General features: G+C 62.0%; 9 protein-coding genes. 3 read left to right on the top strand and 6 right to left on the bottom strand.

The window, feature by feature from the left end:
• Positions 1–868: 868 nt before the first annotated feature.
• Positions 869–1,000: a hypothetical protein gene (locus EB235_RS35165; RefSeq protein ID WP_280945049.1), complete on the top strand. Its 132-nt coding sequence runs from the start codon at positions 869–871 to the stop codon at positions 998–1,000.
• Positions 1,001–1,365: 365 nt separating this feature from the next.
• Here EB235_RS35165 and EB235_RS34015 read toward each other — a convergent pair whose 3' ends face one another.
• From EB235_RS34015 to traA, 3 genes are all read right to left on the bottom strand, one after another.
• Positions 1,366–2,319: a TIR domain-containing protein gene (locus EB235_RS34015; protein ID WP_051429767.1), complete on the bottom strand. Its 954-nt coding sequence runs from the start codon at positions 2,317–2,319 to the stop codon at positions 1,366–1,368.
• Positions 2,320–2,955: 636 nt separating this feature from the next.
• A complete protein-coding gene (locus tag EB235_RS34010) occupies positions 2,956–3,177 on the bottom strand; it encodes a helix-turn-helix transcriptional regulator (protein WP_027033107.1) in 222 nt (73 codons plus the stop codon).
• A 127-nt stretch (positions 3,178–3,304) separates the two neighbouring features.
• Positions 3,305–6,355, bottom strand: a complete 3,051-nt coding sequence (gene traA, locus EB235_RS34005; protein WP_027033108.1) for a Ti-type conjugative transfer relaxase TraA — start codon at positions 6,353–6,355, stop codon at positions 3,305–3,307.
• A 172-nt stretch (positions 6,356–6,527) separates the two neighbouring features.
• Here traA and EB235_RS34000 point away from each other — a divergent pair, with 172 nt between their 5' ends.
• Both EB235_RS34000 and EB235_RS33995 read left to right on the top strand, forming a co-directional pair.
• The gene (locus tag EB235_RS34000) at positions 6,528–6,854 is read left to right on the top strand and encodes a conjugal transfer protein TraD (protein ID WP_027033109.1); all 327 of its coding nucleotides are present in this window, start codon (positions 6,528–6,530) and stop codon (positions 6,852–6,854) included.
• Position 6,855: 1 nt separating this feature from the next.
• Positions 6,856–7,104, top strand: coding sequence for a conjugal transfer protein TraD (locus EB235_RS33995; protein WP_027033110.1), 249 nt, complete (start codon positions 6,856–6,858; stop codon positions 7,102–7,104).
• A gap of 296 nt (positions 7,105–7,400) precedes the next feature.
• Here EB235_RS33995 and EB235_RS33990 read toward each other — a convergent pair whose 3' ends face one another.
• The 3 genes from EB235_RS33990 to EB235_RS33980 all read right to left on the bottom strand — a co-directional run bounded on the left by EB235_RS33990 (position 7,401) and on the right by EB235_RS33980 (position 24,247).
• Positions 7,401–8,738 carry an HlyD family type I secretion periplasmic adaptor subunit gene (locus EB235_RS33990; protein WP_027033111.1) on the bottom strand — a complete coding sequence of 446 codons (1,338 nt, stop codon included), beginning with the start codon at positions 8,736–8,738 and terminating at the stop codon, positions 7,401–7,403.
• A gap of 19 nt (positions 8,739–8,757) precedes the next feature.
• Positions 8,758–10,452 (bottom strand): type I secretion system permease/ATPase, encoded by a 1,695-nt coding sequence (locus tag EB235_RS33985; RefSeq protein ID WP_027033112.1) that lies wholly within the window; start codon positions 10,450–10,452, stop codon positions 8,758–8,760.
• Positions 10,453–10,516: 64 nt separating this feature from the next.
• Positions 10,517–24,247, bottom strand: a complete 13,731-nt coding sequence (locus EB235_RS33980; protein WP_171878163.1) for a VCBS domain-containing protein — start codon at positions 24,245–24,247, stop codon at positions 10,517–10,519.
• Between the last annotated feature and the right edge of the window lie 571 nt (positions 24,248–24,818).

Genomic DNA, 24,818 nt, shown 5'->3' with positions numbered 1-24,818 from the left:
AATAACATAAGCTGCATCAACACCCAGCTTCCCTTCCCGAGAATGGCTGACAGTTCATTCCGTATAGATGTTTACACTTTCGGCCATTTTGCAAGGAGAGCAAGGTGCCTTGGAAGGAGTGTAACATCATGGACTAGAGGCTAAGGTTCGTTGCCCGGCCGCTGGACGGCGAGAAGACAATGCGTCAATGCGGCTGACGAGCGGGAAGCAAGTTTGAGAAATCCAACAAACTTATCGAGCTCTAAGCGCGACTCTTGTCACCGAGTCATCCTACGAGGTACTAGGTCATCCTACGAGGTACTAGATTTCGTGCAGCTGATTTTCAACAGGCCCTTGCGCGCTCTGAAATAGCAAGCGCTTATTCAACTCGCCGTCAAACGCGCGAATGGAGAAGTCATGTTCGCGTCTGGCATTTATAACGAAATCTGACGGAAGGCCCGAACTTCGTCACCATCGTCAGCGCTATCGCTGGTGTTGGATTTCTTTTGTGGCGATGGTGGCGTGCTCCTTGGCCTCCACAATTAGGCGAGGGACAGTTCGTATGCAGTCTCCCTATGAGATCAACGTGGCTGAGATGAAGACGAACCGCCAGACTGGACGCAGTCAACCTTTTGATATAAGGGCGCTTTTATCGATTTGGTTGTGGTTTTGTTCACGTGTTTGTCGGCCCGCCATGTCAAGCATTTTATTTGCACTCTTTGCCTACGGAGCCGCCAACCTCATGGCTAAATCAGTTTGCTAATCGAGGCGTCGCTGGTACCGTTTGTGCACATTTAGTGATTGGGCAACATCCACACGCTAAATACGTTTTAGTTAGTTCCGACAAAACAACACACAACGCGCATCCTCCCGTGCGATCGGAGAAGCTATGACCGTCACCATCGACCTCGCCCAGATTTTGGGCGTAATCGCTAGCATCATCGCCATCATCGGCGGCGTTGTCGCCTTCGCCCGTTTTATCAAATGGTGGTGGAAACGTCCGCTGGACCCGGCAGAATGAAGCTGTAGAGTGCTACCTCGACAAGGCTGATTGTTATTCGACCCAGCCCGCCAATGACTTCATCGACGCTCGACTTTGCAGGGACCTGTTTCAGGACGGTTCTTCCATTGACCTATGCTCGCAGCCGAATAGGATCGCTCATCGCCTGGTAACACATACTCTAAATCTAGCATCGAAGGGACTGCGACGGCAGATGGCGGCGAGTCTATTCGCCTTCGACGACTTCGACGGACCAGATGTGCACCTTATCCTATCCGCTGGTGTTCCGTGCAACCTCCGCACCGACGATCTCACTGCACAGAGCGACGAAACGGTAGAATACCTCACTTGCTACTGGCATCCAAATAGCCGGAGCATGCAATGTCTCAAGCGGAAAACACAAGGTGGTGATCGAATGGCACACCGGCTTCCTGAAGTTCCCTCGCCAACTCCGTTTTCCACGGTCGATTTGTTCCGAACGCTACATATCCAATACCGTCAAAATCAGATGGTTTTGCTATGCCCTCACCAAGCAAGGGGCATACATTCTCAGCGCCGAGCTGCCCAATAAAGAAGCCAAGCTCAAAAACGACGTTTTGCCGTGCCCGCGACTCTATAACCGGTTCCCCGCGCAGACCGCCAACATCATCTGGCGTCATCAACACGACTGCATACGATGCTCCCTTGGCAACCTCCTGAAACTTTACCAGAATTGATCGTCCTTTATTCGCCTGCCTGCTCAGCACCAGCGGTTCAAGGCCCAAATGTCTCAGGAACAGCTCGACCTCGTGCTGCGCCGTGGTATCGCGCCCATGGACAAGAAAAATCTTTTTGTTTTTCACCTTTGCTGGTTCCTCAATTGTTTCGACCGATGCTGGTATCCAGTCGTCTTCGGTCGCATCTGGTGCTCCCGATTCGCGCTCTCCAAAAATCACGCTCATGAGCTTTTGTTCAGTCGTCTCGGTTCCTAGTGGCACGACAACACCATTATGCGACTGGTACTTGTCGAGTTGCAGACTGTCCCAAAAATCCTTGCGATCTTTGTCTTTCAAATCCAAATACGAGTCTGGATAGCCGCGATCAATCCAAGCCGCTTGCTCAACAATCGCATTTGCAGCCAGTGCCCCGTCCATCGTCCGGCTATCGGGTCGTTGGGAAATATAGGTTGCAAGCCTCATAGCCCGTGCGTGGCGACTGTCGCCACCGCTAGGCTCGGCTCGAAAGTCCTCAAGCCCTAATTCCAGGAAGAATTGCGTCAGTTCGGAATGACCCAAATGGGCGAGGATCCCGCAAGCCTTGATAACCGTCCGACGCGAATATTTAGCCTGTTCAGCCGCCACCTAATGCCCCAACGCTAGCGCCACTTCAGCGACAATATACGAGACAGCGAGCATTGCGTAGGCGATTTGAAGAAGTGTCATGCGGGTCATCCTTGAAATTTCGATGACCATTCATCTAAAGGATATTTTATCGGAGATGCCCCCCAAGTCGTCGGAAATATCCGATTTCTAGTAATGCTCGGCCTCGCCACCAGAATGTGCTACCGTTGCGGCAATTCTCGGGGGAGGAAAGTCGTGCGCATCCTCACCGTCGCAACCGCGATTGTTCTCGCTTCGTCAGGCTACCCCCCAGCTGACGATACTGCCGATCTTGTTGCCCAGGTCGCCAAAGGAAAGACGACACGCTGCCATGGGCGCGTCGTAGTTTTCGCACGTTGCCATCGGAATGAGAGCCTACAGCGAGCCTAACCCATTTCGCGCGAAAATGGTGAAGTCGAATAGCTTAGCGATTTTAGAGGGTGATGGTGCCAGAGGCGGAATCGAAATGTTATCTATGTATTTGAATTTAATCGGAAATCCTCAGTGAGGGTATCGACCCGTACCCTCAAATTTACCCAATCAAAAATCATACCGATGGTTCGGTTCCATTATCCACAGAAAATTGCTTTGCATGATGCGGTAGATGCTATCATTTTGTTACCTCTTGCAATCGGATTCATCATCTCGCCTCGGCCCCCACGATGCGGGGTTCTCAATCCACCGATTGATATCCGACTCCCGCCATCCGGCACCGTTGACACTGATCCTGATCTGAGCCGGGAACGTGCCTTCGGCGATCTTGCGATACATGGTTGAGCGGGACAGGCCGGTCCGGGCAAGGACGGTTTTGAGGCGAATGATGCGATCGGGTTCGGGCATGGCTCGCCTGTCTCCTCCTGAGTGCCTCTGATATCTGATGGGTCACACGAAACAGGCTGCATCGCTCAGGCAAGGCGTATTCCCGCCCCACTGCGATGTGGCGCGGAAACGGCGGCAAATCGGATGGTCAGATTCCGATGCCCTTGCCTCGGCCGAGCCCGATGCCGTGGTTAAAGGCGAGTTCCACACCCAGACGCCGGCCGGATTCGACATGGATGCCGAGCGCTTTCTTATGATTGGCAAGTAGGGATTCAAGTTGAGGGTCGCGTTCGAGGCTCTTGGCCATGTCGGACATGGCCGAGCGCGCTGACTTGTAGCCGGAGATGTCGCCGGCCTGATATTGCTGCCGTCCCGTCCGGTCGAGCTTTTGCCAACGTTCCACGAACCGGTCGGCGCGGCGGCCGGGATCGATGTCCATCCGAGTGCGGATTTCCGTCTCAAGCTGGAGAGCAAGCACGATGCGGCTGACGCGGCCGGCGCCCGCCTCGCGGACCAGTTCGGGATTTTTCATATAAGCCGCTTCGGCATCGCGCCAGCGATACGACCGAACCTTCTCGAAAGCGCTGCGGGCATCCCTCAATTCGCGCATTTGGTCGGGACTGCCCTGGCCGTCCGCATTTCCAGTACTGAGGACCGCGTCGAGCGCGCGCGCGTGACGCACAAGCGCCTTCGTACGGGCGCTGCGCAACGCCGCTTCCGCGTCCACCGGCGTATCCGTTTCGCGCGACACGCCGGCGGCGAGATTTTCTCCGACGAGCATGGGCCGTGCATCGCCGATCTGCGCCCCAACATTTTCCCTTTCCGGTCCGCGCCCACCTTCCCGCATGGGCTCGCCGTCTCCGGGCGAGCGCACGTCCAGCAGTCCGCCAATCCTGTCGCGCAGCTTCTCCGGAACGACCCGGCGCACGATCTCGACCACGCGCTCGCGGAACGTGATGCCGCGCCGCTCGGCATAGCTCTGCGCCGGGTCGATCTGATCGTAATCCGACGCCATGTCCTTGGCGCGGTCGCGTGACAGCGAGCGGTCCAGCCGCTCCCGCGTACTGAAGTCATCGCTGCCGTAATGCAGGTCCATCCCGTCGCGATGCCTCGACAGGGCGACGTAGCTGCCGTGCGCATCTATGCCCGGCGTGGCGAGCACATGGGTCCGGTCGACGGTCATGCCCTGCGCCTTGTGAATGGTCGCGGCATAGCCGTGGTCGACGTACGCGTAGTCTTTCAGCTCGAAGCGAACCGACCTGTCGTCATCGGTGCGCACGGTCATGCTTTGTTTACTGACTTCTTCCACGATGCCGAGCGTGCCGTTCTTGACGCCAAGGCCACGCTCGTTGCGCAGGAACATGACGCGGTCGCCACTGGCGAAGTTTCTTGGGCCGCGTTCGACCGTCACTTGCACTTCGTCGCCGAGGTCGCCGGCAGCGCGCATGCGCTCCCGCGCTGCCTGGTTCAGGGCGCGCACCTCGTCATTTGTATGAGTGAGAATGATCCGGCTTGCCTCGGGATGCGCCTGCCTGTCGCGATCCCAGCGCTCGACCAGATCGCGTCGCGCGTCGTCGCGCGTTGCAGCCTGATGCACCATGCCTTGCGCGTCATAGGCGTTGATTGCGGCGCCGATCCTGCCGGTTGCCAGATCGCGCGTGGCATCGCGCTGCCAGACCTCGCGCTGCCGTCGCACCTGACCGATCTCGACGCCGCCGTGTCGCTCGTGGATGGAGCGGAATGCAGCGCCGGCTTCGATTGCCTGCAACTGCTGCGGATCGCCAACCAATACGACCTTTGCGCCAACGTCCGCGGCATGGGAAAGCACGCGCTCCAACTGGCGCGTGCCGACCATGCCGGCCTCATCGATCACCAGGACATCGCGCGTGGTGAGCAGATCCCTGGCCTGTCCCCAGCTATGCTCCATACTGGCGATGGTGCGCGACGAGATGCCTGATCCGCCTTCCAGATTCTCGGCGGCAATGCCGGAGAGTGCCGCGCCTCGAACCTCGTAGCCCGCCGCTGCCCATGCCTGGCGCGCAACGCCCAGCATGGCGCTCTTGCCCGTCCCGGCAAAGCCGACGACGACACCAAGACCGTGACCATCGGTGATGTGCGCAAGGGCATCGGTCTGCTCGCCCGAAAGGACAAGCCCGCGTTGCGCGGCCCGCGCCAGTGCCGCCTCGCGATGTGCGTCACTCACCGCGTGTCGCTCGTCCAAATCCATACGCTCCGTAGCGCGGTGAAGGCGCTGCTCGGTCTGGATCATCTGCCTTGTGGTGAAGCGATCTTCGCCGCGCAGGTCCGTGCCGAGTTCGACCAGATCGGATGCGTTGCTGATCGCGACCACCACCTCGTTGAACTGCTCCATTCCGTCGCTGTGCCGATGCGCAAACTTCGCGATGTCTTTTCGGGTGAAGGTCGATTGCTGATGCGTGATGGCATCCAGCGCCACGGATGGATCAGCGATGATGCGCGCGCCATTGTTGCGCGCGATCTCGCGATGCAGTTCGGCGCGATCTGCTTCGATCTCACCAGCGTCTAGGCCACCGCCCTCAATGCGTTGCGCCGGGGCACCAATCTGCGTTTGCGGCTCCAGTGAAATGCCCTGCGCTTCCAGACTGCGATGATCGATGCGGGCGTCGATGTCGAGTTCGGCCAGGCGCTCATTGGCCAGTTCCGCCCATCGCTCGCGCCAGCGCTCGACCAACTGGGTGGCATTCCAGTCTCGAACCTTCGCCCCAAAACCATTTTTGTCCACGGACCGCATGGTCAGCATGACATGAGCATGCGGCTTGGGACTGCCATCCTCCGCCCGGTCCCAATGCACATTGAGATCGGCGACCATGCCCTTGCTGACAAACTCGACTTGTACAAAGTCGCGCGCCAGTTCGATGCCTTGCGCCTTGCTGAGTTCACGCGGGAGAGCAAACTCGACCTCACGGGCAAGCTGGGCATCCTTGCGCACCTCAAAGGCTTCGACATCGTTCCACAGCCGTTCGCGGTCGCGCCAGGCTTCGGGCGCGCGCTCCGGCAGCATCACCTCGGAATGGACGACACCGCGTTTGGCCGAAAAATCATGGCTGCGTTCAATCCGCTCGTCACGCAATCGCGAGGCCGAGCGGTAGGCGGCCGAAGCGACAGCGCTTGAGCCTGCCTTGCGGCCAATAACCTTGACGTGAAGATGATAGATCGCCATCGCGACCAGATCATTTGCACGGCAAAACGCACGTCGGCACGACGTATAAGCGCGCCCTCCCTCGAAAAAATCTCGGGATGGACCAGCCCGTCCCGGGCTGTCTCGGCAACCCTGAAGCTTTCGGGCAGGCGCTCCCCTATCATCGCCGCATCGACAATTGATGGAGACAACCATGCGTAAGCAACGGGATTTCGACGCGGAACTGAAGGCGCTGGAAGACAAAGCGCGAGAACTCAAAACGCGGAAGGTGCAGCAACTTGGCGAGCTGGTGATCGCCACCGGCGCCGATCAGCTCAGCACGGACGAACTGGCCGGCGCGCTGGTCGCACTCGCCGAGACGAAAGACGCCGCAAAGCGTGAGGCATGGGCCAAGCGTGGGGTGACGTTTTTCGAGAGCCGGTCCCGGCGAACTGCTCCGGCATCTCAGCGCAACGTTCGAAGCGATCCAGCGCAACAAGGCAGCTCACAATCGCCGGCAGGCGGCACAGGCTCGCAATGACATGCGCACGTGGCAGGTCGAGCGACGCAAACGGACCCAACATCTAATCGAACTCGGGGGGCTCGTCGTCAAGGCAGGCATCGTTGATCTGATCGCAGATGATCGCGTCGCTATCTACGGCGCGCTCCTCTGGACAGCGGACAAACTCCGAAGCGAAGACGATCAACGGACCCGAGAGTTGTGGGCCGGAATGGGGAAAGAGGCTTTTATGGCGGAGCGGAATGAAAAACTAAAGGGACAGCAAGCGTAGCGATGTTTGCCGCGAGCGGCGCGCAGTGCGGAAACCTCAAATATCGTAGCGCCGCCCGCTTCGCTCCGACCGTCGATTTTGGGTCGCTGCATCTCGAAGGTCTCGGTGGGGGCCGCAGGCAGACGGTCAGCTTCTGGCATTTAACAGCCGATGACAGGCAAACGGTTGGATCTGCGTCTCCGGCTGACTAGGAAGCACAGGCCGGGAATGCGAGGAGCATCGCTTTAGAAGTTCAGCACTCAAAATTAGACGTCCGATAAGGCGTCGAAACTTTGCATCGTCGATCGATTCTCCCGTCATTTCTGGCGAAAGGCGGAGTGGAACGACACAACCAACGGGCCTATTATGTAGTCCAGAGCGGTGCGTTCCTCGGTGACAATCATGACCGACGCCGGCATGCCCGGATAAAGCGCAATCTGTGAAGCCGCCGCCAATTCCCCCGGATCGACCGCTACGTCGGCGAGATAGTAGGGAAACCCGGTCTTGCTGTCGGTGATGCGATCCGCCGAAATGCGGGTGACGCGGCCATGAATTATGGGTATCGACCGCTGCTTATAGGATGTGAACCGAACTTCGGCGGCCATGTCGGGCCGCAGGTTCGATATGTCCTCGACGCGAACCTGCGCCTGGACGATCAGTGAATTCTCGGTCGGCACGATGTCGAGGATGGTCTGGCCCGGGGAAACGATGGCGCCGATCGAGAAGACGCTGAGATCCATCACCTGGCCGTCATAAGGCGCCCGGACTTCGGCCCGGTCCATCGCAGCCTGGGCGGCAAACATCTTGGGCACAAGGTCGGCAAGGTTCGATTGCGTTTCGATCAGCATCGCCGACAGCTTGGCTCGGCGTTCAAAGGTCAATTGCGCGATCTGGCTCTCGAGTTCGGCTTTGCTCTGTTGGCTGCCGCCGATCGCACCGAGGTTCTCGTCGATCAGGCCCTGCAGATCCGAGGCGGACCTTTCCAGTTCCAGGATGCGTGGGCGGGTCGTCAATCCGGCCTTGAGCAGCTTCGACAGGCTGGCCTTCTCGTCGATCGTCGATTGCAATTGGGCCCGGTAGGATTCGACCCGAGACTGCTTGCCCTGGATCTGCTCCTCGAGCTCGGCAATCCGGCGCTCGAGGATCTGCCTGGCGCCGGCCATCGAGGCACGCTGGCTTTCCAGGTCGGCGATCTGGTTTGCCATCGCATCCCTGAGGTAGTCCTCGTGCTCCTTGAGAATGTCCTTCGGGAAGGCAACAGCCGCGCTGCCGTCCAGTTCGGCCCGGATCCTGGCATCGGTTGCGCGCAACAGAGCATATTGCTGGGCGTAAAGATTGAACTCGGACCGGATCCTGGTGTCGTCCAGCTTCAGCATTATGTCGCCCTTCCTGACGACGTCGCCATCCTTGACTCGGATCTCCTTCACCGTTCCGCCGTCGAAGTGCTGTACGCTTTTGCGATTGCCTTCCACCTTGACGATGGCGTCGGCGAGCACGGCGCCGTTCAGAGGGGCAAGGGCCGCCCAGCCGCCGAAGATGCCAAAGAAGGCGACGATGATCAGCAGGCCGACATAGGCCGGTACCCGGATCGAATCCGGAGCCAGCAGGCCCGTTTCGCCGGGCAGGGTCCGGTAGGTAAGGGCGCCGTCGCTCATCGATCTCTCCAAACGCGGCTCATTGCGTTGCCACCGCCATTGGAGCCGCGCGCTGGTTGAGCAGCGCCACGATCTCGTTCCTCATGCCGAAGGCCTCGACGGCGCCATCGCGCAACAGAAGGATCTTGTCGACATTCGCCAAGGTAGAGGGCCGATGCGAGACGATGATCACCGTGCTGCCGCGGCGCTTGAGTTCAATCGCACAGTCGCTCAGCGCGCGGTCGCCATCGGCGTCGAGATTGGAGCTCGGCTCGTCGAGAATGATCAGGTTCGGCGTTCCGAACACCGCCCGGGCAAGAGCGATCCGTTGCCTGTATCCTCCCGAAAGAACCGCACCGCCTTCGCCGATCTGGGTCTCGTAGCCCTGCGGCAGGCGAATAATCATCTCATGCACGCCGGCGAGCCGTGCGGCCTCGATCACCTCCTGGTCGACATTGGTCTTGAAGCGGCCGATGTTGGCGGCGACGGTATCGGAGAAGAGCTCGATATCCTGCGGCAGGTAGCCGATGTGGTCGCCTAGCGCGTCGTGCCCCCATTGCGACAGGTCGGCGCCATCCAGCCTGACGGTGCCGCGGCTGGGTTGCATGACGCCCGCGAGATGACGCGCCAGGGTTGACTTGCCGGCGCCGGACGGGCCGACGATCCCCAGCGCCTCGCCTGCTTCCAGCCGGAACGATACCTCCCGCAGAAGCACTTTCTGCTGGCTGGCAATTGCAAAGCTGACCTGCTCGACCGATATTTTGCCGCTGGGTTTCGGCAGGTTGAACGATCTTTCGCTCCGGGCGCCACCGTCGACCAGCTTCTCGACCCTTGCCAGCGCCGCCCGCGCGAGGATCAGGCTGCGCCAGAGGCCGACGATCTGCTCAACAGGCTGCAACCCCCTGCCCAACAGGAGGCTCGCCGCGAACATGGTGCCGCCGGTAATCTGCCGTTCGATGACCAGATAGGCGCCGAGGCCAAGGATCAGCGACTGCATGGTGAGCCGCAGGAAACGGATAATGCCTGACATCAGGGCGGCGCGGTCGCTTGCCTCCGCCTGGCGCCGCAGCGCTAGGTTGCGGTCGCGCCCCCAGCGGCGGATGAGACCGTCGATCATCCCCATGGCGCGAACGACTTCCGCGTTCCTGAGGCTCATCTCGGTAAAGTTGTAGTTGGTCGTTGCCAGCTCGTTGGCCTGCTTCAGCGGCGAACGCACGAGATACTCGTTGAGCACGGCCATGGCGATCAAGAGCAGCGAGCAGCCCAGTGCGAAGAAGCCGAGCCACGGATGCAGCAGGAAGATGATGCCGATGTAGATGGGCGACCATGGCAGGTCGAACAGGGCGTGGATACCGCTGCCGGTGATGACCTGCCTGAACGTGTCGAAGTCGCGGATGGGCTGGCTCGGCGAGGAGCCGGGCGATGGGGTTTCGACCGATGCGGCGAGGATCTTTGCCGATAGCAACCGGTCGAGCCGCGCACTGGCACGCGTCAGGATCCAGGCGCGTACCAGGTCGAGGCCGGCCAGCGAAAGGAAGGCAGCCAGCAACACCAGGGTCAGCATCACCAGCGTGGTTTCGCTGCCGCTGGTGACAACCCGGTCGTAGATCTGCAGCATGTAGAGTGGGGAAGCCAGGTAGAGCAGATTGATCGCCAGGCTGAATGCCGCCGCAACCAGGAAATAGCGGCGGCATGCCCGAAGCGCATCCTTCACAATTCGAGACTTGCTATCCACTTCCAGAACCCCACTCGATACTTTGTCAGGTCAGGTAAGCCGCCACTGAGGCGGCCCTTTTGGTTCACACCACGAAGTCGCTTGAAATCGCCCCATTGCCGATGCCGGTCAGCGTGAATTCATTGTACGAAACGACGGTATGGCCCTGGCCGTCATCGGCAACCTTGAAGGCGTTCGCATCATAGCTGCCGACCAGATGCAACGCGGCGCCATGGGTGCCATCCGAAACGGTCAGCGTTCCGCCGCTGCCATCCTGGTTTGCCTGATAAACGGCCGTTGTCCCAGCACCGAACAAGATATCGTGGAGATCCAACCTGTCATCATTGGTGATGCCGCCGATCCGGCCGCTGTAATCGAAGGAATCGTCGAGTTGCAGCGTGCCGGCCGCGTCGTGACCAAAGGTGACGTCCGTCGACGAAGCGCCGCCGAACTCGAGCTTCGACAGATTGCCGATGGTGGCATCGCCGTCGCCGGTGACCTGGCCATGGATCACGATGTCGCCGCCATTAGCCCAGAGCATGCCTGAATTCGCCAGGCCGCCAGCGACCGTCAGGCCGCCCGACCCCGTTGCTTCCAGCGTTCCGGAATTGATGACGACGCTGCCACCGGTGTCGATGACCAGCCCGTTCGAGCCGGAGGCGATGATGGTCCCTCCGTTGTCAAGGCTCAGCATCCCGCCGCCCAGCTGACCAGCGCCGGAGATCGTGTTGTCGACATTGACCAGGGTGACGTCCGGCCCGGTGCCGGAGATGACGTTGGTGGCGCTGTCGGACAGCAGGATCTGTCCGCCACCCTGCAGGGTCACGCCATGCTGGATAACCTGCAGCAGCGTATCGCCGCCGGTCGAGTCGAGCGAGATGAGACCGCTGTTGTTGATAATGCCGCTGAGCGGCAGCAAAGCGCCGTCGCCGATTGTCATGGTGCCGGAATTGTTGACCACCGGTGTCTGGTCGAAGACGAAATTGCTTCCGGTCAGCGCGTCCGAGTGCACGCCGTCCAGCGTGATCGACTGTCCGTCGCCGAGCGTTATCATCGCATTGCCATGGGCATCGTCGGCGATATGCGTCTGGAGGTCGGCAAAGTCTGCCAATCCGTTGTAGCCGATGAGATCGATCTGGTCGGCGGCCGCATCGAAATTGTGCACCGTGTCGGCACCGATCGGTTGCGAGAAGACGAAGAGATCGTTGCCGTGGGAGCCGGTCAGCACGTCGTCGCCGGACCAGGCAAAGATCGGCGAACCCGGAGCGTAGGCTTCGACATTGTCGGCGATCGACGCGGTGCCCGCGGTGCCGTCGGCGTTGATCCAGGTCATCTGGACGTCGAGCACGGCTGCCCCGGTGAAACTGGCCGGTGTGGTGACAGTCAGCCCGTGCAGGTCGCTGGTCTGTGTCGTCCAGCTTCCGTCGGCGTTATGGGTTGCGCCGTCGATGGTCCAGCCCGAAGGCACGTCCTTCACCGTGACGGTGATGAGCGCACCTTCATGCGATGGATCGGTCAGGGCGAGATTGATGGGCTCGCCGGAAGTGCCGGCTGGTTTGAGGCCGCTTTTAGTGAACGATGTGTTGGTGTTTCCAACCGAATCCGAGAATGCTCCGGCATCGATAGTAACGCTGTAACTTGATCCGTTGTTGCCCGAACCCTTATTCACATCAAAGGAATACGTTTGGGTCGTCGCATCAAAATGGCCACTGCCGGCAACTATGAATGCATCATTAGTCACATTAGATACATGGATTGCCGATGTGATGTCGACGAAGTTTGCATGTATGTTCGTGGTATTGAAAGTTATTTGTGCCGTGCTTGGACTGTTGTTACTTGACTGCTTGCTCGCAACGACCTGACTGATAAGAGTGTTGCTGGCCTCGTCTGTGCCGTTGACTGTGACCGTGACGGTCTGGGTATCCGACGCACCATTATTGTCCGTGCTTTGGACAGTATAGGTGAGCGTCAGCGACTGACCGGCAGCAAGGTAATCGAACGCCTGCGTGCCGGAGTTGAAGGTCCAGTTGAGGTTGTGAGTGTCCGCAGGATTGGCGGCCAAGCCCGATGTCGGCGAAACAGCCAGCATGGCAAGAAGCTGGGCAGCGTTTGACGTGAGGCCAGCCGTCGTTCCTGACGCCACGACGGTCGTGACCGAGGAATTGACTGTGTCGCTGACATCAGCATCGGTCACCGTCAGCGTGCCCGATGTCGACAGGCCGGCATTGGTCTCCGTCAAGGTCGCCGACGCTGTGTCCGGCGTCCCTGTCGCCACAAGATGTATATCTGGAGCATCATTGGTGCCGTTGATGGTGACCGTCAGGCTGGCGCTCGATGAGCCGCCATGGTTGTCGGCGTTGGTGTAGGTGAAGACGTCGGTGACGCTGGCGCCTGCGGCCAACGCCTGGACCGAGGCCAGGCCATTGTTGAGCGTGTAGGTGTAGGTGCCGTCGCTGTTGAGATGCAGCGTGCCATAGGTGCCGACGAGGTTGGCACCGACATTGCCGGCCGAGCCATTGACGGCGGTGACGCTGTGGGTGTCGCCAGTGTCGACATCGGTGTCGTTGGTCAGCACATTGCCGCTGACCGGATTGGGCGCCGTGTCCTCTTTCACCGAATTGATGTCGGCAACCGCGACCGGAGCATCATTGGTGCCGTTGATGGTGACCGTCAGGCTGGCGCTCGATGAGCCGCCATGGTTGTCGGCGTTGGTGTAGGTGAAGACATCGGTGACGCTGGCGCCTGCGGCCAACGCCTGGACCGAGGCCAGGCCATTGTTGAGCGTGTAGGTGTAGGTGCCGTCGCTGTTGAGATGCAGCGTGCCATAGGTGCCGACGAGGTTGGCACCGACATTGCCGGCCGAGCCATTGACGGCGGTGACGCTGTGGGTGTCGCCAGTGTCGACATCGGTGTCGTTGGTCAGCACATTGCCGCTGACCGGATTGGGCGCCGTGTCCTCTTTCACCGAATTGATGTCGGCAACCGCGACCGGAGCATCATTGGTGCCGTTGATGGTGACCGTCAGGCTGGCGCTCGATGAGCCGCCATGGTTGTCGGCGTTGGTGTAGGTGAAGACGTCGGTGACGCTGGCGCCTGCGGCCAACGCCTGGACCGAGGCCAGGCCATTGTTGAGCGTGTAGGTGTAGGTGCCGTCGCTGTTGAGATGCAGCGTGCCATAGGTGCCGACGAGGTTGGCACCGACATTGCCGGCCGAGCCATTGACGGCGGTGACGCTGTGGGTGTCGCCAGTGTCGACATCGGTGTCGTTGGTCAGCACATTGCCGCTGACCTCCTGGACCGAGGCCAGGCCATTGTTGAGCGTGTAGGTGTAGGTGCCGTCGCTGTTGAGATGCAGCGTGCCATAGGTGCCGACGAGGTTGGCACCGACATTGCCGGCCGAGCCATTGACGGCGGTGACGCTGTGGGTGTCGCCAGTGTCGACATCGGTGTCGTTGGTCAGCACATTGCCGCTGACCGGATTGGGCGCCGTGTCCTCTTTCACCGAATTGATGTCGGCAACCGCGACCGGAGCATCATTGGTGCCGTTGATGGTGACCGTCAGGCTGGCGCTCGATGAGCCGCCATGGTTGTCGGCGTTGGTGTAGGTGAAGACGTCGGTGACGCTGGCGCCTGCGGCCAACGCCTGGACCGAGGCCAGGCCATTGTTGAGCGTGTAGGTGTAGGTGCCGTCGCTGTTGAGATGCAGCGTGCCATAGGTGCCGACGAGGTTGGCACCGACATTGCCGGCCGAGCCATTGACGGCGGTGACGCTGTGGGTGTCGCCAGTGTCGACATCGGTGTCGTTGGTCAGCACATTGCCGCTGACCGGATTGGGCGCCGTGTCCTCTTTCACCGAATTGATGTCGGCAACCGCGACCGGAGCATCATTGGTGCCGTTGATGGTGACCGTCAGGCTGGCGCTCGATGGGCCGCCATGGTTGTCGGCGTTGGTGTAGGTGAAGACGTCGGTGACGCTGGCGCCTGCGGCCAACGCCTGGACCGAGGCCAGGCCATTGTTGAGCGTGTAGGTGTAGGTGCCGTCGCTGTTGAGATGCAGCGTGCCATAGGTGCCGACGAGGTTGGCACCGACATTGCCGGCCGAGCCATTGACGGCGGTGACGCTGTGGGTGTCGCCAGTGTCGACATCGGTGTCGTTGGTCAGCACATTGCCGCTGACCGGATTGGGCGCCGTGTCCTCTTTCACCGAATTGATGTCGGCAACCGCGACCGGAGCATCATTGGTGCCGTTGATGGTGACCGTCAGGCTGGCGCTCGATGAGCCGCCATGGTTGTCGGCGTTGGTGTAGGTGAAGACGTCGGTGACGCTGGCGCCTGCGGCCAACGCCTGGACCGAGGCCAGGCCATTGTTGAGCGTGTAGGTGTAGGTGCCGTCGCTGTTGAGATGCAGCGTGCCATAGGTGCCGACGAGGTTGGCACCGACATTGCCGGCCGAGCCATTGACGGCGGTGACGCTGTGGGTGTCGCCAGTGTCGACATCGGTGTCGTTGGTCAGCACATTGCCGCTGACCGGATTGGGCGCCGTGTCCTCTTTCACCGAATTGATGTCGGCAACCGCGACCGGAGCATCATTGGTGCCGTTGATGGTGACGGTGACGTCCTGCGTGGTGGTGGCGCCGAAATCGTCGGTGACGGTCACCGTGAAGGTGTCGGTGTGGCTCTCGCCCTGGGCCAGGTTCTGGTGGGCGGCATTGTCGAGCGTGTAGGTCCAGGCGCCGGTCGAGGCATCGACGACGAAGGAACCATAGGTGCCGGTGGCATCGCCCGAATAGGCCTGGGTGGCGCCATTGTCGACGTCGGAGGCCTGGACCTGGCCGGTCGCCGTCAGCTGCGTGTCTTCCGTGACCGAGCCGGTCTGGACGCCGGAGGTGATCACCGGGCCGTCATTGGTGCCGTTGATGGTGACGGTGACGTCCTGCGTGGTGGTGGCGCCGAAATCGTCGGTGACGGTCACCGTGAAGGTGTCGGTGTGGCTCTCGCCCTGGGCCAGGTTCTGGTGGGCGGCATTGTCGAGCGTGTAGGTCCAGGCGCCGGTCGAGGCATCGACGACGAAGGAACCATAGGTGCCGGTGGCATCGCCCGAATAGGCCTGGGTGGCGCCATTGTCGACGTCGGAGGCCTGGACCTGGCCGGTCGCCGTCAGCTGCGTGTCTTCCGTGACCGAGCCGGTCTGGACGCCGGAGGTGATCACCGGGCCGTCATTGGTGCCGTTGATGGTGACGGTGACGTCCTGCGTGGTGGTGGCGCCGAAATCGTCGGTGACGGTCACCGTGAAGGTGTCGGTGTGGCTCTCGCCCTGGGCCAGGTTCTGGTGGGCGGCATTGTCGAGCGTGTAGGTCCAGGCGCCGGTCGAGGCATCGACGACGAAGGAACCATAGGTGCCGGTGGCATCGCCCGAATAGGCCTGGGTGGCGCCATTGTCGACGTCGGAGGCCTGGACCTGGCCGGTCGCCGTCAGCTGCGTGTCTTCCGTGACCGAGCCGGTCTGGACGCCGGAGGTGATCACCGGGCCGTCATTGGTGCCGTTGATGGTGACGGTGACGTCCTGCGTGGTGGTGGCGCCGAAATCGTCGGTGACGGTCACCGTGAAGGTGTCGGTGTGGCTCTCGCCCTGGGCCAGGTTCTGGTGGGCGGCATTGTCGAGCGTGTAGGTCCAGGCGCCGGTCGAGGCATCGACGACGAAGGAACCATAGGTGCCGGTGGCATCGCCCGAATAGGCCTGGGTGGCGCCATTGTCGACGTCGGAGGCCTGGACCTGGCCGGTCGCCGTCAGCTGCGTGTCTTCCGTGACCGAGCCGGTCTGGACGCCGGAGGTGATCACCGGGCCGTCATTGGTGCCGTTGATGGTGACGGTGACGTCCTGCGTGGTGGTGGCGCCGAAATCGTCGGTGACGGTCACCGTGAAGGTGTCGGTGTGGCTCTCGCCCTGGGCCAGGTTCTGGTGGGCGGCATTGTCGAGCGTGTAGGTCCAGGCGCCGGTCGAGGCATCGACGACGAAGGAACCATAGGTGCCGGTGGCATCGCCCGAATAGGCCTGGGTGGCGCCATTGTCGACGTCGGAGGCCTGGACCTGGCCGGTCGCCGTCAGCTGCGTGTCTTCCGTGACCGAGCCGGTCTGGACGCCGGAGGTGATCACCGGGCCGTCATTGGTGCCGTTGATGGTGACGGTGACGTCCTGCGTGGTGGTGGCGCCGAAATCGTCGGTGACGGTCACCGTGAAGGTGTCGGTGTGGCTCTCGCCCTGGGCCAGGTTCTGGTGGGCGGCATTGTCGAGCGTGTAGGTCCAGGCGCCGGTCGAGGCATCGACGACGAAGGAACCATAGGTGCCGGTGGCATCGCCCGAATAGGCCTGGGTGGCGCCATTGTCGACGTCGGAGGCCTGGACCTGGCCGGTCGCCGTCAGCTGCGTGTCTTCCGTGACCGAGCCGGTCTGGACGCCGGAGGTGATCACCGGGCCGTCATTGGTGCCGTTGATGGTGACGGTGACGTCCTGCGTGGTGGTGGCGCCGAAATCGTCGGTGACGGTCACCGTGAAGGTGTCGGTGTGGCTCTCGCCCTGGGCCAGGTTCTGGTGGGCGGCATTGTCGAGCGTGTAGGTCCAGGCGCCGGTCGAGGCATCGACGACGAAGGAACCATAGGTGCCGGTGGCATCGCCCGAATAGGCCTGGGTGGCGCCATTGTCGACGTCGGAGGCCTGGACCTGGCCGGTCGCCGTCAGCTGCGTGTCTTCCGTGACCGAGCCGGTCTGGACGCCGGAGGTGATCACCGGGCCGTCATTGGTGCCGTTGATGGTGACGGTGACGTCCTGCGTGGTGGTGGCGCCGAAATCGTCGGTGACGGTCACCGTGAAGGTGTCGGTGTGGCTCTCGCCCTGGGCCAGGTTCTGGTGGGCGGCATTGTCGAGCGTGTAGGTCCAGGCGCCGGTCGAGGCATCGACGACGAAGGAACCATAGGTGCCGGTGGCATCGCCCGAATAGGCCTGGGTGGCGCCATTGTCGACGTCGGAGGCCTGGACCTGGCCGGTCGCCGTCAGCTGCGTGTCTTCCGTGACCGAGCCGGTCTGGACGCCGGAGGTGATCACCGGGCCGTCATTGGTGCCGTTGATGGTGACGGTGACGTCCTGCGTGGTGGTGGCGCCGAAATCGTCGGTGACGGTCACCGTGAAGGTGTCGGTGTGGCTCTCGCCCTGGGCCAGGTTCTGGTGGGCGGCATTGTCGAGCGTGTAGGTCCAGGCGCCGGTCGAGGCATCGACGACGAAGGAACCATAGGTGCCGGTGGCATCGCCCGAATAGGCCTGGGTGGCGCCATTGTCGACGTCGGAGGCCTGGACCTGGCCGGTCGCCGTCAGCTGCGTGTCTTCCGTGACCGAGCCGGTCTGGACGCCGGAGGTGATCACCGGGCCGTCATTGGTGCCGTTGATGGTGACGGTGACGTCCTGCGTGGTGGTGGCGCCGAAATCGTCGGTGACGGTCACCGTGAAGGTGTCGGTGTGGCTCTCGCCCTGGGCCAGGTTCTGGTGGGCGGCATTGTCGAGCGTGTAGGTCCAGGCGCCGGTCGAGGCATCGACGACGAAGGAACCATAGGTGCCGGTGGCATCGCCCGAATAGGCCTGGGTGGCGCCATTGTCGACGTCGGAGGCCTGGACCTGGCCGGTCGCCGTCAGCTGCGTGTCTTCCGTGACCGAGCCGGTCTGGACGCCGGAGGTGATCACCGGGCCGTCATTGGTGCCGTTGATGGTGACGGTGACGTCCTGCGTGGTGGTGGCGCCGAAATCGTCGGTGACGGTCACCGTGAAGGTGTCGGTGTGGCTCTCGCCCTGGGCCAGGTTCTGGTGGGCGGCATTGTCGAGCGTGTAGGTCCAGGCGCCGGTCGAGGCATCGACGACGAAGGAACCATAGGTGCCGGTGGCATCGCCCGAATAGGCCTGGGTGGCGCCATTGTCGACGTCGGAGGCCTGGACCTGGCCGGTCGCCGTCAGCTGCGTGTCTTCCGTGACCGAGCCGGTCTGGACGCCGGAGGTGATCACCGGGCCGTCATTGGTGCCGTTGATGGTGACGGTGACGTCCTGCGTGGTGGTGGCGCCGAAATCGTCGGTGACGGTCACCGTGAAGGTGTCGGTGTGGCTCTCGCCCTGGGCCAGGTTCTGGTGGGCGGCATTGTCGAGCGTGTAGGTCCAGGCGCCGGTCGAGGCATCGACGACGAAGGAACCATAGGTGCCGGTGGCATCGCCCGAATAGGCCTGGGTGGCGCCATTGTCGACGTCGGAGGCCTGGACCTGGCCGGTCGCCGTCAGCTGCGTGTCTTCCGTGACCGAGCCGGTCTGGACGCCGGAGGTGATCACCGGGCCGTCATTGGTGCCGTTGATGGTGACGGTGACGTCCTGCGTGGTGGTGGCGCCGAAATCGTCGGTGACGGTCACCGTGAAGGTGTCGGTGTGGCTCTCGCCCTGGGCCAGGTTCTGGTGGGCGGCATTGTCGAGCGTGTAGGTCCAGGCGCCGGTCGAGGCATCGACGACGAAGGAACCATAGGTGCCGGTGGCATCGCCCGAATAGGCCTGGGTGGCGCCATTGTCGACGTCGGAGGCCTGGACCTGGCCGGTCGCCGTCAGCTGCGTGTCTTCCGTGACCGAGCCGGTCTGGACGCCGGAGGTGATCACCGGGCCGTCATTGGTGCCGTTGATGGTGACGGTGACGTCCTGCGTGGTGGTGGCGCCGAAATCGTCGGTGACGGTCACCGTGAAGGTGTCGGTGTGGCTCTCGCCCTGGGCCAGGTTCTGGTGGGCGGCATTGTCGAGCGTGTAGGTCCAGGCGCCGGTCGAGGCATCGACGACGAAGGAACCATAGGTGCCGGTGGCATCGCCCGAATAGGCCTGGGTGGCGCCATTGTCGACGTCGGAGGCCTGGACCTGGCCGGTCGCCGTCAGCTGCGTGTCTTCCGTGACCGAGCCGGTCTGGACGCCGGAGGTGATCACCGGGCCGTCATTGGTGCCGTTGATGGTGACGGTGACGTCCTGCGTGGTGGTGGCGCCGAAATCGTCGGTGACGGTCACCGTGAAGGTGTCGGTGTGGCTCTCGCCCTGGGCCAGGTTCTGGTGGGCGGCATTGTCGAGCGTGTAGGTCCAGGCGCCGGTCGAGGCATCGACGACGAAGGAACCATAGGTGCCGGTGGCATCGCCCGAATAGGCCTGGGTGGCGCCATTGTCGACGTCGGAGGCCTGGACCTGGCCGGTCGCCGTCAGCTGCGTGTCTTCCGTGACCGAGCCGGTCTGGACGCCGGAGGTGATCACCGGGCCGTCATTGGTGCCGTTGATGGTGACGGTGACGTCCTGCGTGGTGGTGGCGCCGAAATCGTCGGTGACGGTCACCGTGAAGGTGTCGGTGTGGCTCTCGCCCTGGGCCAGGTTCTGGTGGGCGGCATTGTCGAGCGTGTAGGTCCAGGCGCCGGTCGAGGCATCGACGACGAAGGAACCATAGGTGCCGGTGGCATCGCCCGAATAGGCCTGGGTGGCGCCATTGTCGACGTCGGAGGCCTGGACCTGGCCGGTCGCCGTCAGCTGCGTGTCTTCCGTGACCGAGCCGGTCTGGACGCCGGAGGTGATCACCGGGCCGTCATTGGTGCCGTTGATGGTGACGGTGACGTCCTGCGTGGTGGTGGCGCCGAAATCGTCGGTGACGGTCACCGTGAAGGTGTCGGTGTGGCTCTCGCCCTGGGCCAGGTTCTGGTGGGCGGCATTGTCGAGCGTGTAGGTCCAGGCGCCGGTCGAGGCATCGACGACGAAGGAACCATAGGTGCCGGTGGCATCGCCCGAATAGGCCTGGGTGGCGCCATTGTCGACGTCGGAGGCCTGGACCTGGCCGGTCGCCGTCAGCTGCGTGTCTTCCGTGACCGAGCCGGTCTGGACGCCGGAGGTGATCACCGGGCCGTCATTGGTGCCGTTGATGGTGACGGTGACGTCCTGCGTGGTGGTGGCGCCGAAATCGTCGGTGACGGTCACCGTGAAGGTGTCGGTGTGGCTCTCGCCCTGGGCCAGGTTCTGGTGGGCGGCATTGTCGAGCGTGTAGGTCCAGGCGCCGGTCGAGGCATCGACGACGAAGGAACCATAGGTGCCGGTGGCATCGCCCGAATAGGCCTGGGTGGCGCCATTGTCGACGTCGGAGGCCTGGACCTGGCCGGTCGCCGTCAGCTGCGTGTCTTCCGTGACCGAGCCGGTCTGGACGCCGGAGGTGATCACCGGGCCGTCATTGGTGCCGTTGATGGTGACGGTGACGTCCTGCGTGGTGGTGGCGCCGAAATCGTCGGTGACGGTCACCGTGAAGGTGTCGGTGTGGCTCTCGCCCTGGGCCAGGTTCTGGTGGGCGGCATTGTCGAGCGTGTAGGTCCAGGCGCCGGTCGAGGCATCGACGACGAAGGAACCATAGGTGCCGGTGGCATCGCCCGAATAGGCCTGGGTGGCGCCATTGTCGACGTCGGAGGCCTGGACCTGGCCGGTCGCCGTCAGCTGCGTGTCTTCCGTGACCGAGCCGGTCTGGACGCCGGAGGTGATCACCGGGCCGTCATTGGTGCCGTTGATGGTGACGGTGACGTCCTGCGTGGTGGTGGCGCCGAAATCGTCGGTGACGGTCACCGTGAAGGTGTCGGTGTGGCTCTCGCCCTGGGCCAGGTTCTGGTGGGCGGCATTGTCGAGCGTGTAGGTCCAGGCGCCGGTCGAGGCATCGACGACGAAGGAACCATAGGTGCCGGTGGCATCGCCCGAATAGGCCTGGGTGGCGCCATTGTCGACGTCGGAGGCCTGGACCTGGCCGGTCGCCGTCAGCTGCGTGTCTTCCGTGACCGAGCCGGTCTGGACGCCGGAGGTGATCACCGGGCCGTCATTGGTGCCGTTGATGGTGACCGTCAGGCTGGCGCTCGATGGGCCGCCATGGTTGTCGGCGTTGGTGTAGGTGAAGACGTCGGTGACGCTGGCGCCTGCGGCCAACGCCTGGACCGAGGCCAGGCCATTGTTGAGCGTGTAGGTGTAGGTGCCGTCGCTGTTGAGATGCAGCGTGCCATAGGTGCCGACGAGGTTGGCACCGACATTGCCGGCCGAGCCATTGACGGCGGTGACGCTGTGGGTGTCGCCAGTGTCGACATCGGTGTCGTTGGTCAGCACATTGCCGCTGACCGGATTGGGCGCCGTGTCCTCTTTCACCGAATTGATGTCGGCAACCGCGACCGGAGCATCATTGGTGCCGTTGATGGTGACCGTCAGGCTGGCGCTCGATGAGCCGCCATGGTTGTCGGCGTTGGTGTAGGTGAAGACGTCGGTGACGCTGGCGCCTGCGGCCAACGCCTGGACCGAGGCCAGGCCATTGTTGAGCGTGTAGGTGTAGGTGCCGTCGCTGTTGAGATGCAGCGTGCCATAGGTGCCGACGAGGTTGGCACCGACATTGCCGGCCGAGCCATTGACGGCGGTGACGCTGTGGGTGTCGCCAGTGTCGACATCGGTGTCGTTGGTCAGCACATTGCCGCTGACCGGATTGGGCGCCGTGTCCTCTTTCACCGAATTGATGTCGGCAACCGCGACCGGAGCATCATTGGTGCCGTTGATGGTGACCGTCAGGCTGGCGCTCGATGAGCCGCCATGGTTGTCGGCGTTGGTGTAGGTGAAGACGTCGGTGACGCTGGCGCCTGCGGCCAACGCCTGGACCGAGGCCAGGCCATTGTTGAGCGTGTAGGTGTAGGTGCCGTCGCTGTTGAGATGCAGCGTGCCATAGGTGCCGACGAGGTTGGCACCGACATTGCCGGCCGAGCCATTGACGGCGGTGACGCTGTGGGTGTCGCCAGTGTCGACATCGGTGTCGTTGGTCAGCACATTGCCGCTGACCGGATTGGGCGCCGTGTCCTCTTTCACCGAATTGATGTCGGCAACCGCGACCGGAGCATCATTGGTGCCGTTGATGGTGACCGTCAGGCTGGCGCTCGATGAGCCGCCATGGTTGTCGGCGTTGGTGTAGGTGAAGACGTCGGTGACGCTGGCGCCTGCGGCCAACGCCTGGACCGAGGCCAGGCCATTGTTGAGCGTGTAGGTGTAGGTGCCGTCGCTGTTGAGATGCAGCGTGCCATAGGTGCCGACGAGGTTGGCACCGACATTGCCGGCCGAGCCATTGACGGCGGTGACGCTGTGGGTGTCGCCAGTGTCGACATCGGTGTCGTTGGTCAGCACATTGCCGCTGACCGGATTGGGCGCCGTGTCCTCTTTCACCGAATTGATGTCGGCAACCGCGACCGGAGCATCATTGGTGCCGTTGATGGTGACCGTCAGGCTGGCGCTCGATGAGCCGCCATGGTTGTCGGCGTTGGTGTAGGTGAAGACGTCGGTGACGCTGGCGCCTGCGGCCAACGCCTGGACCGAGGCCAGGCCATTGTTGAGCGTGTAGGTGTAGGTGCCGTCGCTGTTGAGATGCAGCGTGCCATAGGTGCCGACGAGGTTGGCACCGACATTGCCGGCCGAGCCATTGACGGCGGTGACGCTGTGGGTGTCGCCAGTGTCGACATCGGTGTCGTTGGTCAGCACATTGCCGCTGACCGGATTGGGCGCCGTGTCCTCTTTCACCGAATTGATGTCGGCAACCGCGACCGGAGCATCATTGGTGCCGTTGATGGTGACCGTCAGGCTGGCGCTCGATGAGCCGCCATGGTTGTCGGCGTTGGTGTAGGTGAAGACGTCGGTGACGCTGGCGCCTGCGGCCAACGCCTGGACCGAGGCCAGGCCATTGTTGAGCGTGTAGGTGTAGGTGCCGTCGCTGTTGAGATGCAGCGTGCCATAGGTGCCGACGAGGTTGGCACCGACATTGCCGGCCGAGCCATTGACGGCGGTGACGCTGTGGGTGTCGCCAGTGTCGACATCGGTGTCGTTGGTCAGCACATTGCCGCTGACCGGATTGGGCGCCGTGTCCTCTTTCACCGAATTGACATTAGCAATCGCGACTGGCGCGTCATTGCTGCCAGTAATATTTACGACGATGTTATAACTCGCCGTTCCGTCGGCCGACTTCACGGTCAGAGTATCCGTAACGGGCTGGCCCTGGCTCAGCGGGTCGGCGAGAGTCTGGTTCAGCGTATAGGCCCACACGCCAGTTGTCGTGTCGAAGGCGAAAGAGCCGTAAGTGCCCTGCAGACTTGGGGGAGCCTGGAAATGGTTCTGGCCGACATCTGGGTCGGTGACGACCAGCTGTCCATGCGCATTGGGATCGTTCAGCGTGCCGTTGGCAACGCCGCCGGCCTCCACCACGGTTAAGTCGGCGCCCGGGACGGCGGTGATGATCGCGCCGTCATTGGTACCCTGAATGTTGACCGACACGCTGGCCCAGCTCAGCGTTCCGCCGCCGAGCTTGATCGCATAGGTGAAGGTCTCGTTGATCTGGTCGCCCGCACCCATGGCCTGCAGGCTCGCGAAGCCATGCGCCGCCAGATATCCGCTAAGGTCCATCTCGACCTTGCCGTTGTTGATGCGGATGGAAACCCCGCCGCCGATGCTCTCCCAGGCTGAAATGCCTGTTGCCTGAACATCCTGGGTCGTCAGGTCGATCGGCGCGTATTGCTTCGTGGCCGTCGATGCGGAAATCCCGTCGTCAACCGAAAAGAGGGACTTTGCGTTTCCACCCTGGTCGTTGGCCATCACATCGAGAACTATGATGGTTTGCGACCCTGAAGCGAGGACAACCGTATCCTCGGTGAGATTGAAAACGTCATCGTTCGCCTGCGGCGTGTTTGAAAACGACGCTGTGGTTCCACCTGCATCGGCGATTTTAGTAGCCATTTTCAACCCCCACGTTATTAAAGAACAGACGCCCAACCATCTGCTTCATTCACAGTACTGAACGATCGGCTGATTCCAGTCGAAGAATAGTCGCGCGATCGGCGTGCGATTCGGGCAGGCATCATTTGCCGGTGACATCCAGACAAACCGCTCCGTTACGAACAGCTGGTTCAAGCTGGTCATTCGTGGACGGACGGTCGCTCGATGACGGTGGCAGCGACGACCTTGGTCGCGGCTCTGCGTCTCCCTACCCCAATTGCATCGTCTAACTCGCCGGTTACCGTTCGATAATTTAGAAGACGCTTATATTAGGAGATTATTAACTCTAGGAGGGCGGAGGCGTCAACGTGCAAGTTTGCAAAACAGTTAATAGTTGAACATAAAGAGTCCACAGCCGTGATATTGGCGGCTCGACCAAATGGTGGCAGCCGAGTGGATTATTGGGTTGAATACGGCAACCCAGTCGCGCGAGGCCTGCTTCCAAAGCGCGAGCTGATAACAACTGCCGACATCCGGCGCGACATCGTAACCCGTAGATTTTGAGGGTCAGCCCGAAAAATGATGGCCCGTC

The organism is Mesorhizobium loti R88b (assembly GCF_013170845.1).
In the GTDB taxonomy this organism is placed as follows: Bacteria; Pseudomonadota; Alphaproteobacteria; order Rhizobiales; family Rhizobiaceae; genus Mesorhizobium; species Mesorhizobium loti_B.
This window is presented reverse-complemented; position numbering and strand designations above follow the sequence as displayed.

Coding starts and splice junctions, on each gene's coding strand:
- EB235_RS35165 (WP_280945049.1), top strand. CDS start 869: ATGACCGTCACCATCGACCTCGCCCAGATTTTGGGCGTAATCGCTAGC.
- EB235_RS34010 (WP_027033107.1), bottom strand. CDS start 3,177: ATGCCCGAACCCGATCGCATCATTCGCCTCAAAACCGTCCTTGCCCGG.
- traA (WP_027033108.1), bottom strand. CDS start 6,355: ATGGCGATCTATCATCTTCACGTCAAGGTTATTGGCCGCAAGGCAGGC.
- EB235_RS34000 (WP_027033109.1), top strand. CDS start 6,528: ATGCGTAAGCAACGGGATTTCGACGCGGAACTGAAGGCGCTGGAAGAC.
- EB235_RS33995 (WP_027033110.1), top strand. CDS start 6,856: ATGCGCACGTGGCAGGTCGAGCGACGCAAACGGACCCAACATCTAATC.
- EB235_RS33990 (WP_027033111.1), bottom strand. CDS start 8,738: ATGAGCGACGGCGCCCTTACCTACCGGACCCTGCCCGGCGAAACGGGC.
- EB235_RS33980 (WP_171878163.1), bottom strand. CDS start 24,247: ATGGCTACTAAAATCGCCGATGCAGGTGGAACCACAGCGTCGTTTTCA.